This window comes from Streptomyces sp. NPDC127119 (assembly GCF_042677425.1).
Classification (GTDB): Bacteria; Actinomycetota; Actinomycetes; order Streptomycetales; family Streptomycetaceae; genus Streptomyces.
Genome location: NZ_JBHXTO010000054.1, coordinates 14,893 through 28,093, shown reverse-complemented (window position 1 = coordinate 28,093; position 13,201 = coordinate 14,893). Strand labels below are relative to the sequence as shown.

The 13,201-nt window shown below is 72.3% G+C and carries 12 protein-coding genes; 5 read left to right on the top strand and 7 right to left on the bottom strand.

What is annotated here, in order from left to right:
• Positions 1-18 precede the first annotated feature (18 nt).
• Entirely contained in the window at positions 19-1,284 is a 1,266-nt protein-coding gene (locus tag ACFVH5_RS22910) for a sensor histidine kinase (RefSeq protein WP_385835476.1), read from the bottom strand.
• A gap of 169 nt (positions 1,285-1,453) precedes the next feature.
• On the opposite strand from ACFVH5_RS22910, the gene ACFVH5_RS22905 reads away from it, so the two are divergent.
• Complete coding sequence (locus tag ACFVH5_RS22905; RefSeq protein ID WP_384806911.1) at positions 1,454-1,660, top strand: hypothetical protein; 207 nt, start codon at positions 1,454-1,456, stop codon at positions 1,658-1,660.
• Positions 1,661-1,874: 214 nt separating this feature from the next.
• Here the strand turns inward: ACFVH5_RS22905 and alc are convergent, their stop codons facing one another.
• Positions 1,875-3,002, bottom strand: a complete 1,128-nt coding sequence (alc, locus tag ACFVH5_RS22900) for an allantoicase (protein WP_385835475.1) — start codon at positions 3,000-3,002, stop codon at positions 1,875-1,877.
• 88 nt (positions 3,003-3,090) lie between these two features.
• The gene (gene allB / locus ACFVH5_RS22895) at positions 3,091-4,452 is read right to left on the bottom strand and encodes an allantoinase AllB (protein WP_385835474.1); all 1,362 of its coding nucleotides are present in this window, start codon (positions 4,450-4,452) and stop codon (positions 3,091-3,093) included.
• 308 nt (positions 4,453-4,760) lie between these two features.
• Here allB and ACFVH5_RS22890 point away from each other — a divergent pair, with 308 nt between their 5' ends.
• The gene (locus tag ACFVH5_RS22890) at positions 4,761-5,573 is read left to right on the top strand and encodes an IclR family transcriptional regulator (protein WP_385835473.1); all 813 of its coding nucleotides are present in this window, start codon (positions 4,761-4,763) and stop codon (positions 5,571-5,573) included.
• Between the two features lie 32 nt (positions 5,574-5,605).
• Here ACFVH5_RS22890 and ACFVH5_RS22885 read toward each other — a convergent pair whose 3' ends face one another.
• Positions 5,606-5,920: a DUF5955 family protein gene (locus ACFVH5_RS22885; protein WP_385835471.1), complete on the bottom strand. Its 315-nt coding sequence runs from the start codon at positions 5,918-5,920 to the stop codon at positions 5,606-5,608.
• Positions 5,921-6,114: 194 nt separating this feature from the next.
• Between ACFVH5_RS22885 and ACFVH5_RS22880 the strand changes: the two genes are divergently transcribed.
• Together ACFVH5_RS22880 and aceB are read left to right on the top strand one after the other, a co-directional pair.
• The gene (locus ACFVH5_RS22880) at positions 6,115-6,717 is read left to right on the top strand and encodes an NTP transferase domain-containing protein (protein ID WP_385835470.1); all 603 of its coding nucleotides are present in this window, start codon (positions 6,115-6,117) and stop codon (positions 6,715-6,717) included.
• 187 nt (positions 6,718-6,904) lie between these two features.
• A complete protein-coding gene (gene aceB / locus ACFVH5_RS22875; RefSeq protein WP_385835469.1) occupies positions 6,905-8,539 on the top strand; it encodes a malate synthase A in 1,635 nt (544 codons plus the stop codon).
• A 19-nt stretch (positions 8,540-8,558) separates the two neighbouring features.
• Here the strand turns inward: aceB and ACFVH5_RS22870 are convergent, their stop codons facing one another.
• Genes ACFVH5_RS22870 through ACFVH5_RS22860 form a run of 3 tightly spaced genes read right to left on the bottom strand, consistent with a single transcriptional unit; the run spans position 8,559 to position 11,516 of the window.
• Complete coding sequence (locus ACFVH5_RS22870) at positions 8,559-8,876, bottom strand: SelT/SelW/SelH family protein (protein WP_385835496.1); 318 nt, start codon at positions 8,874-8,876, stop codon at positions 8,559-8,561.
• Positions 8,877-8,905: 29 nt separating this feature from the next.
• Positions 8,906-9,835: a HipA family kinase gene (locus ACFVH5_RS22865; RefSeq protein ID WP_385835468.1), complete on the bottom strand. Its 930-nt coding sequence runs from the start codon at positions 9,833-9,835 to the stop codon at positions 8,906-8,908.
• Positions 9,836-9,890: 55 nt separating this feature from the next.
• Entirely contained in the window at positions 9,891-11,516 is a 1,626-nt protein-coding gene (locus ACFVH5_RS22860; protein WP_385835466.1) for an IucA/IucC family protein, read from the bottom strand.
• Positions 11,517-11,650: 134 nt separating this feature from the next.
• On the opposite strand from ACFVH5_RS22860, the gene ACFVH5_RS22855 reads away from it, so the two are divergent.
• Positions 11,651-13,195 carry an IucA/IucC family protein gene (locus ACFVH5_RS22855; RefSeq protein ID WP_385835465.1) on the top strand — a complete coding sequence of 515 codons (1,545 nt, stop codon included), beginning with the start codon at positions 11,651-11,653 and terminating at the stop codon, positions 13,193-13,195.
• Positions 13,196-13,201: the final 6 nt, after the last annotated feature.

Sequence of the window (13,201 nt, the reverse complement as noted above, 5' to 3'; positions counted from 1 at the left end):
GCCCACCGTAGTGATCCGTCATCCCCAGGGCAGCCACGCGTGCACCAGGAAGCCGCCGTCCCCTTCGGGACCGTGTTCCAGGTGTCCGCCCGCCAGTGCGGCCCGCTCGGTGAGGCCGATGAGCCCCTGGCCGGAACCCGGGACATCCGGAACGTCGCCGGGCGGCGGCGGATTGCGTACGGAGACGGTGAGACCGGTGCCCGGGGCCCCGGCCACGGTGACCGTGACCTCCGCGCCGGGGGCGTGCTTACGGGCGTTGGTCAGGCACTCCTGGGCGATCCGGTACGTGGTGCGGCCCACCGAGGCGGGGATGGTCGCCGCGTCGACGACCCGGTTGTCGAGCGTGACCTTCATGTCGGCCTCCCGGCTCTCGGAGACCAGCCCCTCCAGCGCGCCGAACGTCGGCTGGGGCCGCCCCGACTCGTCGGCGTCGTCCCCGGAGGCCCGGAGCACCCCGATGATCTCCCGCAGGTCCTGCAGGGCCTCGTGGGCGCTCTCACGGATCACCCCGGAGGCCCGCGCGACCTCCGCCCGGGGGGCGTCCGGGCGGATCTCCAGCGCTCCGGCGTGCACGCTGAGCAGGGTCAGACGATGGGCGAGGACGTCGTGCATCTCGCGCGCGATCGCCTCCCGGGCCAGCCGCTGCGCCTGCTCGGCGCGCAGCGCCGCCTCGGTCTCGGCACGCCGTGCGCGGTCGCGCAGGCTCAGCATGAGCTGCCGCTTGGAGCGCGCGAGCATGCCCCAGCCGACCACCGCGCCGGTCAGCAGCACACCGAGTCCGACGACGGCCAAGTACGGGAGGTCGGCGTCGGGACGCCACCAGGAGAAGAAGGGCAGCAGGGCGAGCTGCGCGCCGCCCGTCCAGGCGACGTACTTGAAGGGGCGGTGCACGGCGAGCGTGAACAGGGCGACCAGTCCGGCGCCGCCCGCGGTGTTGGAGACGAAGCAGACCGGCACCATCGCGATGGCGAGGCCGAGCGGCCAGCGCCGCCTCAGCCAGACGGCCGCGCAGGCGACCGCGCCGAGCAACTGGTCGACGACCTCCAGAGCGTACGGGATGTTCGGGTCGCCGTCCGCCTGGTCCGCGCCGAGCAGGCCCACCCCGACGGCGATCAGGAAACAGGCGAAGTCGACGGCCCAGTCCCGCGCGGTGCGCCGGGGGCGGCCCTTGCGGTCGGTGTTCTCCGGGTCCAGCTCCGAGGTGACGGCCGACGGCAGAAACCACCGGCGGACCGGGGGGTTCGGGGGCTTCGGCAGCGGCGCGATATCACTCACAGTCGGCAATCTACGCATCGATGCGCGCCGGTGCCGCCTCCGTCGCCCGGTCCGCTACCAAAGTCGCGGACACGTCAGACTTTCGGCGCGATCCCGGGCGCCGTACCGGGACTTCCGCCGTGTGCGGCGCGACCCGTGGCCGATGAATCCGCCGGGGCCGCGGGGCGAGCATCCTCGTATGAAGCAGGTTCTGGAGTTTCTCGGTGTGATCGCCCTCCTGCAGGGCGGGGTCGGCCTGGTCCACGAGCTCACCGGCCGGCTGCGCGGCTGGGGCCTCGTACAGGGGCTCGACTTTCTCGACGGCCGCGAGATCTACGGGAGCGTCGCGCTGCTCGTGCTGTCGTTCGCGCTGTTCGCGGCGGCCGAGAGCCAGAAGTCCGGCTGAGCAGGTCCCGTCCCCCCCGGGGGGGCAGTTGGTGTTGGCAGCGGGTCACTGCATGGGGGCTGCGCCCCCTCGCCCCCGTATCGCGCTCCGCGCTCGTCCTCAAACGCCGGACGGGCTGAAAGGCAGCGGACGCGCTGAGGTACCCAGGGGCGCGGGGAACTGCGCAATCCTTCGGACCCGCCCCCACCGAACCCGCAGGCAAAACCCCCTAGCCCTACCCGCCGAGCTGCCGGTGTCGGGCCGTCAGCCCCGACACCCCCTCCTCCGTCAGCGCCCCGAACAGCCGCAGGCGCGAGATTCCGCCGTCCGGATAGATGTCCACGCGCGCGTGCGTGCCCACGGCCGCCGTGGGGAGGACGAAGCGGTGGTTCGTGTCGGGCTGGAGGCGGGTTCGGGGCAGGGCTTCCTGCCAGTCTCCGTCCGCGCCGTCGCGGACGGAGACCGATGCCCAGCCCGCGGAGTTGCCCTTCAGATACGCCGTGTCGATCTCGATCGCGCGGATCTCGGACCGTGCGACGAGCTGGTAGCGGATCCAATCGTGGCCCCGGTCGCGCCGCCGCCGTGTCTCCCAGCCGTCGTCCATCTTGTGGGAGCGGCCGGGCTGGATGGTGTTGGTGGGCGGCGAGTAGAAGCGGTTGGAGGCGTCCTCCACGTGGCCGCCGTTCTCCAGGGCGACCACGTCGAAGCTGCCGAGGACGGACAGCCACCGCGGGTCGGGGACGACCTCGCCGTGGACGCGGAGGCGCGCGATGCCGCCGTCCGGGTGCTGGTTGACGCGGAGGTGGGTGACGAGTTGTCCGGCGTCGACGGCGAACCCGTTGGCCGCGTGGCCGCCGACCTCCGTACGGGGTACGAGAGTTGTCCACTTGACGTCGTCCGCGAGGAGGTCCTCGGGGGACGGCGAGCCGGGTACCGAGGTCCCTTCGACGGACACCGCCTGCGGGTAGTTGCCGCGGAAGTGGGCGGTGTCGACGACGATCCCGTGCACGACTCCGGGGGCGCCGAGGCGTACGAGCGCCCAGTCGTGGTCGTCGTCCGTGGGCCAGGGATGCTCGGCGGAGGTACCGCGTCGGCGGCGGGTCTCCCAGCCGTCCATGACCTTGCCCTTGTGCCCGAAGCGCTCGGGGTCGAACTCGGCCGGCTCGGGCAGCAGCAGGTTCTCGCGGTGGGCGAAGAACTCGTCGTTGGCGGCGACGACCGCGGCGCCGAGCTGCCGGTCCGCGAGGTTGGCGTACCGGGTGAAGGGGAAGTCGGCGGTGCGGTGGTCCGCGTACGGGTCACCGCCTCCGTAGGGGTTCGCGTCGCCGGTGAAACGAGCCGGAGAGGGCTGCTGCTCGGTCACGTGATCAGGTCTTCCTTTCGGGGTCGGCCGCCGCGGATGCGGGGCGGTTGCGGGACGTCGGCGTGTGACTGCCCGTGGCTGTGGCTGTCTATGGCTGTGACTGCCTTCGGCGGGAGAGGAGTTGGCCGGCCGGTGCGGTGAACTCTCCGTCGGACACCACGCGTTCACCGCGCAGCCAGGTGGAGCGGACCACGCCGTACAGGGTCCGGCCCGCGTACGCGGTGACGCGGTTGCGGTGCTGGAGCGCCGCCGGGTCGACGGTGAACGTCTCGTCGGGCGCGAGGACCGCGAAGTCGGCGTCGCGGCCCGCCTCGATGGCGCCCTTGCGGTCGTCGAGGCCGACCAGTTCCGCCGTGCCCGAGGACATCCAGCGGACCACGTCCTCCAGGGTGTGCCCTCGCTTGCGGGCCTCCGTCCAGACGGCCGACAGGCTGAGCTGGAGCCCGGAGATGCCGCCCCACGCGGTCGCGAAGTCGTCGGTCTTCAGGTCGGCCGTGGACGGCGAGTGGTCGGTGACCACGCAGTCGATCGTGCCGTCGGCCAGCGCCTGCCACAGGAGGTCCTGGTTCGCGGCCTCGCGGATGGGCGGGCAGCACTTGAACTCGCTCGCCCCGTCCGGGACTTCCTCGGCGGTGAGTGTCAGATAGTGCGGACAGGTCTCCGCCGTGACCCGTACGCCCTCGCGCTTGGCTGCCGCGATCAGCGGGAGCGCGTCGCTGGACGACAGGTGCAGGACGTGGACACGGGCGTCGAGGCGACCGGCCTGGGCGATGACGTTCGCGATGGCGGTGTCCTCGGCGTCGCGCGGTCGCGAGGCCAGGAAGTCGGCGTACTTGCGGCCGCTCTTCTGCGGGGCCGCCGCGAGGTGGTGCGGGTCCTCGGCGTGGACGATCAGCAGTCCGCCGAATCCGGCGATCTCCGCGAGGGACTGGGCGAGTTGGTCCTGGTCCAGCTCGGGGAACTCGTCGACCCCGGAGGGTGACAGGAACGCCTTGAAGCCGAAGACGCCCGCGTCGTGCAGCGGCCGCAGATCCTTGACGTTGTCGGGCAGGGCGCCGCCCCAGAACCCGACGTCGATGTGCGCCTTGGCACGGGCGACGTCCTCCTTCGTACGGAGGTGGCCGACCGTCGTGGTGGGCGGCAGGGAGTTGAGGGGCATGTCGACCAGGGTCGTGATGCCGCCGGCCGCCGCGGCGCGCGTGGCGGTCCAGAAGCCCTCCCACTCCGTGCGGCCCGGATCGTTGACGTGCACGTGGGTGTCGACGAGTCCGGGCAGCAGGACGTCGTCACCGAAGTCCTCCAGCCGGGCCCCGGCGGGCACCTCGGCGTCGTGCGCGAGCACGGCCGTGATCCGTCCCGCGGAGACGGCGACCGAGGCCGCGCGCGTCCCTTCCGGAGTGATGACGCGCGTCGAGCGCAGGACCAGTTGGACCAAGCCGTCGTCGGACACCGGGACCCCTTTCCATGCCGGACGTCTCGTATCGGAGGCCCCGTACCGGAAGCCTCGTGCCGGACGTCCACCGCCGCCGTTAACTTCCGCGTAACGAAATTCAACGTTCTGTTGAAGGAGTCTTCACTCCGCACCCCATGCCGTCAAGAGCCGGCCTCGACACCGACCCCGCACACGTCAGCCACTGGACGTTTCCACCAAGCGGAAATACACTTCCGTAGAGCAGAACTTAATCTCACGCAGCCGTGCAGTCAACCAACTGCCGGGTAGGCTTCCCACCTGCCTGCCCGTCTGAAAGGACCGCGCCCGTGCCGACGCCCAGCGCCAGCGACGCCTCCGCCGAGGTCGCCACCAAGCCGGCTGCCGCCGGCGGTGGCGTCCAGTCCCTAGAGCGCGCCTTCGACCTGCTGGAGCGGATGGCGGACGCGGGTGGCGAGGTCGGACTGAGCGAGCTGTCCGCGAGCAGCGGGCTGCCCCTGCCCACCATCCACCGCCTGATGCGCACGCTCGTGGTCTGCGGTTACGTACGCCAGCAGACCAATCGACGCTATGCGCTCGGCCCGCGCCTGATCCGGCTCGGCGAGTCCGCGTCGCGGCTGCTCGGCACCTGGGCCCGGCCCTATCTGGCCCGGCTGGTCGAGGAGACCGGCGAGACGGCGAACATGGCCCTGCTCGACGGCGACGAGATCGTGTACGTGGCACAGGTGCCGTCGAAGCACTCGATGCGGATGTTCACCGAGGTGGGCCGCCGGGTGCTGCCGCACTCCACCGGCGTCGGCAAGGCGCTGCTGGCCCACGTCCCGGCCGACGAGGTGCGCGCCCTGCTGTCCCGTACGGGCATGCCCGCCGCCACGGACAAGACGATCACGACTCCGGACGGCTTCCTGAACGCGCTCGAAGAGGTGCGCCGCGCCGGTTACGCGGTGGACGACAACGAGCAGGAGATCGGGGTCCGCTGTCTCGCGGTCTCCGTGCCCAACTCCCCCACGGCCGCGGCGATTTCCATCTCCGGACCGGCCGGCCGTGTCACGGAGACGGCCACCGAGCGGATCGTGCCCGTGCTGCAGCAGGTCGCGGTGGAGCTGTCCGAGGCACTGGCGAACTCGGGCCCGGCGGCCTGAGCGGTCCCCAACCAGCCTGCCCCGCGCGGGAGTTACCGGCGCGGCGGCTCTCCGAAGAGCTCGACCGCGCTGCGTACCGCGGCGAGTCCGGTCGCCAGCGCGCTGACCGAGCCGATGGAACCGGCGACCAGCAGGAGCGAGCGGCGCAGGCGCGGGATCTCGGGGAGGCCGCCGACGGCCATCGCGGCGAGCGCCGCGAGTTCGTCCTCCGCGATGCCGCGATCGGGGAACTCGGCCGGGAGCGCGGCGAGTTCGCGGCGCAGTCTGGACACGGCGGCACGCAACTCCGCCACTCTCGGATCTTCGTCGCTGCCGGTCACTGACCTCTGTCCCAAGCTCCGCAACACAGCTCTCCCCCTGGCACGCCGCCCGCCGCCCGGCACACGGCCCGACCTCTCCCGCCCGACCGCCCCGAGGCGTCGGTCGGGCGCCGGGGACGCGGGCAAGTAAACGCCACCCGGTGCGGTGGGCGCCACCGCACGGACCGAAATTCAGGCCCCGGACATCCTGATCCCGCCCGCGAGTCAGGTATGCAGGAGGAATGACGGACAACGACGGCCAGGTGGCCGGACTGCTGCTCGCCGCGGGCGGCGGCCGACGCCTCGGCGGACGGCCCAAGGCGCTCCTCGAACACCGCGGGCGCCCCCTGGTGGAGTACGCGGCCGGGGTGCTGCGCGAGGCCGGCTGCACCCGGATCCATGTGGTCCTCGGAGCGCGGGCGGACACCGTACGGGAGCGGGCCGACCTCGCCGGGTGCGTACTGGTGGACAACCCGGAGTGGGAGGAGGGGATGGGGTCCTCGCTGCGGGCCGGGCTGGAGTCCCTGCGGGGTACGGGGGCCCCGGCCGCCCTGGTGTCCCTGGTCGACCAGCCGGGCATCGGACCGCGGGCCACGGCGCGGCTGCTGGCCGCCCTCCGCTCCCCCGCGACGCTCGCCTCCGCCTCGTACGAGGGGAAGCGGGGCCACCCCGTCCTGCTCGGCGCCGACCACTGGGCGGGGATCGCCGCGACTGCGACCGGCGACCAGGGGGCACGCGCCTATCTGAAGGCGCACGCGGACGCGATCACTCTGGTCGAGTGCGCGGACGTGGCGCGGCCCTACGACATCGACACGGCGGCGGACCTCGCCCGGTACCTAGAGTGAGCGGGATGGCACTGAGCGCCGCCTTGTCTCGATCCGGAGAGTCTCGACGTCAACAAAACATTGAACTTCCACCATGAGGAAACTAGTATCCACTGATCAGAAGCGCCCGGCCCCTCGACGGGCGTTCACCGCCGTAACCCGGTCGACTGGCACCCGGTGCCACGTTCGCTGAAGGAAGTGACAGCTCATGTCCGCACCAGCGCCGTCCCCGCTGGCCCTCGTCGACGCCGAGCCCCTGCCCCGGCAGGAGGAGGTCCTGACCGACGCGGCCCTCGCCTTCGTCGCCGAGTTGCACCGGCGGTTCACGCCCAGGCGTGACGAGCTCCTGGCCCGCCGCGGCGAGCGCCGTGCCGAGATCGCCCGTACCTCCACGCTCGACTTCCTCCCCGAGACGGCCGCCGTCCGCGCGGACGACTCCTGGCGGGTGGCCCCGTCGCCCGAGGCCCTGAACGACCGCCGGGTGGAGATCACCGGTCCCACCGACCGCAAGATGACCATCAACGCGCTCAACTCGGGTGCCAAGGTGTGGCTCGCGGACTTCGAGGACGCCTCCGCTCCGACCTGGGAGAACGTGATCCTGGGCCAGGTCAACCTGATCGACGCCTACACCCGTTCGATCGACTTCACTGACGAGCGCACCGGCAAGTCGTACGCGCTGAAGGCGCCGGAGGAACTGGCGACGGTCGTGACGCGCCCGCGCGGCTGGCACCTGGACGAGCGTCATCTCGTCGACGCCGACGGCACCCCGGTCCCGGGCGCGCTCGTCGACTTCGGCCTGTACTTCTTCCACAACGCGCAGCGGCTCATCGACCTCGGCAAGGGCCCCTACTTCTATCTCCCGAAGACGGAGTCGTACCTGGAGGCCCGCCTCTGGAACGAGGTGTTCGTCTTCGCCCAGGACCATGTCGGCATCCCGCAGGGCACCGTCCGCGCGACCGTCCTGATCGAGACGATCACGGCGGCGTACGAGATGGAGGAGATCCTCTACGAACTGCGCGACCACGCCTCGGGGTTGAACGCGGGCCGCTGGGACTACCTCTTCTCCATCGTGAAGAACTTCCGTGACGGCGGGCGGAAGTTCGTCCTGCCGGACCGCAACGCGGTGACGATGACCGCCCCGTTCATGCGCGCGTACACCGAACTCCTCGTCCGCACCTGCCACAAGCGCGGGGCGCACGCGATCGGCGGCATGGCCGCGTTCATCCCGTCGCGGCGCGACGAAGAGGTCAACAAGGTCGCCTTCGAGAAGGTCAAGGCGGACAAGGACCGGGAGGCGGGCGACGGTTTCGACGGGTCGTGGGTGGCCCACCCGGACCTCGTGCCGATCGCGATGGCGTCCTTCGACGCCGTGCTCGGCGACCGGCCGAACCAGAAGGACCGGCTGCGCGAGGAGGTCGACGTGAAGGCCGCCGACCTGATCGCCGTCGACTCCCTCGACGCCAGTCCCACGTACGACGGGCTGGTCAACGCCGTTCAGGTCGGCATCCGTTACATCGAGGCGTGGCTGCGCGGGCTCGGTGCCGTCGCCATCTTCAATCTGATGGAGGACGCGGCCACGGCGGAGATCTCGCGCTCGCAGATCTGGCAGTGGATCAACGCGGGCGTGGAGTTCGAGCACGCCGGGGAGTCCGTGAAGGCGACGCCCGAACTGGCCCGCGAGATCGCGGCGCGCGAACTGGCCGACATCCGCGCCGAGATCGGCGAGGAGGCCTTCGCGGCCGGGCGCTGGCAGCAGGCGCACGACCTGCTGCTCACGGTCGCGCTCGACGAGGACTACGCGGACTTCCTGACGCTGCCCGCGTACGAGCAGCTGACCGGCTGAGCGCCGGCCCGGACAGGTACTACCGCTCCGAGTGGCCCAGGGACTTCTCCGGGGCCACTCGGTCGCGTACCAGGCGCTTCACGGCCGTCGGCTCGGGGAAACCCTGCTCACGGCGGTCCCAGACCACCTCGTCGTCGACACGTACGACGAAGACGCCGCCGGTGCCGGGCTTGAGTGCCAGCTCGGTCAGTTCCTGCTCGAAGGTGGTGAGCAGTTCCTGGGCGAGCCAGGAGGCGCGGGGCAGCCAGCGGCACTGGGTGCAGTACTCGATCTGCACGCGGTGCGGCTGCCCGGACGGGACCGAGGGCGGGGTCTCGGGGGTCGAGGTCGCGGCAATCGGGTTCGCGGGGGTCGTGTCGTCCGTGGTCATCCGAGGTGTACCGACCAATCCTGTTGCGCCGCCGGTTTGCCGTGCAGGTCGGGGACCCGCTTGAGCCAGTCCGGCCGGCCCTGCTGTGTCTTCGCGGCCCGGCGGGCGTCCTCGTCCGCGAGCTGTTCCCGGGTGGGGAAGTCGGTGGGGAGCCAGGCCGCGGAGGCCCTGACCCGGGCGAGGAGATAGCCGACGTACGCGTCGCGGACCTCGTCGGGCGTCGCGAAACCGGGCTCGTCGGCGAGCCAGGCGTCGGGCACCTCGGCCGTGATCGCGCGCAGCAGTTCCTCCGTGACCCGGGGCGCGAGTTCGGCGTCCGCGGCGCGGGTGTCGGGGGTGTGGCCGCCGAGCGCGTGCTGCCGGAAGTCGTACGCCTTCTCCGGTGACGACTTCTCCGGGGCCGACGCGTCCCAGCGGTGGTGGAAGACCAGCGCGGCCCCGTGGTCGATCAGCCAGAGCTTCGGGGGCGCGACGCCGAGCGTGGGCCAGATCATCAGGTTCGAGCTGTGCCTCGTGCGGTCCACGTTGACCGTGAGGGCGTCCAGCCAGACGATCCGGCCCGCTTCCAGCGGGTCGACGTCGAACGTCTGCGCGATCTCGGGGGTGAAGTCCACCGCGCCCGACAGATAGTCCATGCCGAGGTTGAGCCCGGCGCTGGCCCGCAGCAGGTCCTGGACCTCCTGGTGCGGTTCGTCCGCGGCGATCGCCGGATCGAAGTCCACCAGCACCAGCTCGGGGAACCGCAGTCCCAGAGCGCGGGCCAGTTCCCCCACGATCACCTCGGCGACCAGCGCTTTCAGCCCCTGCGCCGAGCCGGTGAACTTCACGACGTACGTCCCCAGGTCGTCGGCCTCGACGACTCCGGGCACGGAGCCGCCCGCCCGCAGCGGGGTCACGTATCGGTCGGCGGTCACTTGGCGCAGCACATCCGCCACTGTAATTCAGCCGCCCGAGATGTCGGCCGGGCGCCCGCGGCGCCGGTCAGGCGTCCGGCGTGCGCAGGGGGTTCGGGACCGGCCGGTAGCGTGCGTCGGCGCCGTCCGCCCCGGTCCAGCGCAGCAGCAGGTTCGTCTTGCCGGGCAGGCTCGGGAAACGGAGGAGTTCTGTCACCTCGGGCAGCTCCTGGGCGTACCGCGCCAGCTCCCGGCGCGCGGGCTCCCACGGGTCGAGCCCCGGATACCGCTCGCGCAGGGCGTCCGCGATCTCCAGCAGGTTGTTCACGACCAGGCAGTACACCAGCCGCTCCCACCCGGCCGCCCGTGTCACGTCCGGCAGCAGCTTCACGCCCTCGGCGTCCCGGAACAGCGCCTGCACGGGGGTGCCGTCCGCGTCCACGGCCACCACCGTGTTCTGCAGATGCGCTTCGAGTACGACCCCGTGCCGGGCGAACAACTCCAGTGCGGGCGGGACGACTTGGCGCAGATACTCGGTCCACCAGGCAGCCGGATCGGCGAGGGTGTCCAGAGGGTTTCCGTCGAAACCGGCCAGGTCGGCCGTGCCCGGTGGGTCGTACGGGCCTCCCCCGCCCTCCGTCAGCGCGGCCGCCAGCAGCGGAGTCGAACCGGGGGTCACATGCCCGCCCAGACCGTCACGCACGAGAACGGCCAGCTCCTCGAAGGCGAAGTCCGCCGTGCGGTACCCGCGGTCGCTCAGCCAGGCCGCGCCGCCGGGGAGGGTGCGGAAGGCCTCCGTCACGGCGGCGTCCGTACGCCGCAGCGCGAGGAGGTCGTGCCGCCACAGGCGCCGGATGTCGTTCGTGATGCGGACGTCGAGGCTGAACTTCACGAAGAGGTCGGCGTCGGGAACGTACAGGGTGCGGATGGCCGCCGTGGGCCAGGCGGACCACGGCGAAGGCCCGAGGTGTACGAGGCGGCCGTCGGCGAACGCCTCGCGGATCTCCGGGCTGCCGCCGACGAGGTCGAGCTGCCACGGGTGGGCGGGGAGCAGCCGGTAGCCGTCGGGGGCTTCGCCGAGGGCGTCCAGGGCGCTCGTGTCGCCGTCCTGCACGCAGACGTCCTCGCGCAGGCCGAGGAGTGTCAGCGGGAAGTCGGCGTACGCCTCGGGGGCGTACGGGAGCCAGCCGGTGGCCGGGCCGCCGCCGCGCGCCTTGGGGGCGGGGTGGTGGGGATGCCCGGTGATCAGGGACTGCTCGGAGCGGCGGTACGGGTCCGGCGGCGGGACCGTGCCCGCCCTGGCCGCCAGGATCGCCGCCACCGCGTCCCGGCTGTCGGTCATCTCGGCGGGCAGCTCGGAGTTGGACAGCCCGGTGTACTGGCGCAGCTCCTCGGCGGCGAGCTTGACCAGTTCGGCGTGGCCGAGCCGCTGCCAGGTGCCTTCGTCGAACAGCTCCGGGTCGCGGGGCCGGCGCCCGTCGCGCACGCGCAGAAGCCGCTCCCCGGCGGGCAGCCGGTACACGCGCCGGGCGCCGGACACGTGCTCCGGGCCCGGCTCGGGCGCGGTCTCGGGCTCCGGCTCCGGCTCCGGCGCGCCGATCTCCCGCAGCAGGCAGTTGAGCAGCGGTGCCGCCGCGATCGCGTCCGCCGCTTCGGCGACGCCGTCGGTGTCCTGCGCGCAGGACACGGAGGGCCCGGACGGGATGGGGGGCATGGGCTGCATGGGTGGCACGGGGGGCATGTGATCCACGCGATCCGTTCGTTGCATACGGTGCACTTGCGCTGAGTATGTCCGGATGTCCGGCGTCGTACCCGGCCGGACGGCGTCCCCTCACCCTAGGAGCCCCTGTGCATCCTCCCCGCACCCCGGCCGAGACCGAGACCGCTCTCGCCGCCGAGCTGCGCACGGTACGCCCCGACCTGCTCTCCCCGTACGCGGCCGAACTCCCCGGCGCCCGGTCGGCCGTGCTGACCCGGTTGTGGCGCGGGCTCGCCCTTGAGCCGCTGCCGTGGGTCACGCACCGCGAGGCCGCGCACGACGGTCCGACGCTGCGGCTGGCCGACGGCCGCCGACTGCACGGGCCGCGCCCGGACGCGTACGCGACGGCCTCGACCGTCACGGAGGTCGAGCTGGACGGGACGGCGTACGACCATCCGGCGGCGCTGATGACGGCGCTCGGGCTTCCGCACGGGCGGCCCTTCGCCGCCGAACTCGCCGACAGCGTGGCCTCGTTGGCCCTTTCGCGCGCCAACCAGGCACCTGGGAAAGCCCCGTCGGAGGGGCCGCACCCGCTCTGGGAGTGGGAGCAGCGGGTCGTCGACGGGCATCCCTTCCATCCCAACTGCCGTTCCCGGCCCGGGTTCTCGGTGGCCGAGCAGCTGGCGTACGCCCCCGAGCACCGGCCGGTGGTGCGGCTGGGCCTGGTCGCCGTACGGGAGGACGACTGCCGGTCGACGGGCGAGTGGCCGTACCGGGAGGCGGGGCGGCTGCTGATCCCCGTCCATCCGTGGCAGGCCCGGCATGTGCTGAAGGACGAGAAGCCCGTCGGGGACGGGATGGCCGCACATCCCCTGATGTCGCTGCGCACCCTGGCCGTGCCGGACGGACCGCACGTCAAGACCGCGCTCAGCGCCCGGCTGACGTCCTCCGTGCGGGACATCTCGGTGTACTCGATCACGTCGGCGGCGACCGTGTCGGCGTTCATGGAGTCGATGGCCGGGCGCCTGGACGGGCTGCTGCACATCACCCGGACCCTGGGCGCGGTCACCGCAGGCTCCGCCGACCTGGCGGCCGTCTCACGGGAGTCCCCCGAGCTGTACGCGGGGGCGGGCGAGCAGGTCGTCCCGGTGGCCGCTCTCGCCGCGGGTGTCCTGCCCCGGCCCCCGCGCTGGCTGGCGCAGTTCAGCCGGCTCGCGCTCACCGTGGGGCTGCGGCTGCTCGACCTCGGCGTCGCCCTGGAGGCGCACGGCCAGAACCTGCTCGTCGTACTCTCCCCCGCCGGTGACCCGGTGCGGCTCGTGTACCGCGATCTGGCGGACATCCGGATCAGCCCGGCCCGGCTCGCCCGCCACGGCATCCCGGCCCCCGACCTGACGGGCCGTATCGTCACGGACGACGCAGCCGTCCTGCGCAGCAAACTCTTCGGCTCGCTCGTCGCGGGCACACTGGCGGCGACGGCGGGTTCGACACCGGCGCTGCGCGAGGCACTGTCCACGGCGGTACGGGACCTGCCGCGCACCCCGGATCTCGCGGCGCTGCTCGAACAGCCGCTGCCCGCCAAGGCGTTGACGCTGATGAGGCTGTCGCCGGAGCGGCCCGGCGACCTCTGGGCCCGGCTGCCCAACCCCCTCGAAGACCCGCTCGTTTTGAAGCGCGGTGCCTTTGATCAATAGGATCCG

Excerpts from the sequence above, each read along its gene's own strand:
- ACFVH5_RS22905 (WP_384806911.1), top strand. The coding sequence starts at position 1,454 with ATGAAGCAGGTTCTGGAGTTTCTCGGTGTGATCGCCCTCCTGCAGGGC.
- ACFVH5_RS22880 (WP_385835470.1), top strand. The coding sequence starts at position 6,115 with ATGACGGACAACGACGGCCAGGTGGCCGGACTGCTGCTCGCCGCGGGC.
- aceB (WP_385835469.1), top strand. The coding sequence starts at position 6,905 with ATGTCCGCACCAGCGCCGTCCCCGCTGGCCCTCGTCGACGCCGAGCCC.
- ACFVH5_RS22860 (WP_385835466.1), bottom strand. The coding sequence starts at position 11,516 with ATGCCCCCCATCCCGTCCGGGCCCTCCGTGTCCTGCGCGCAGGACACC.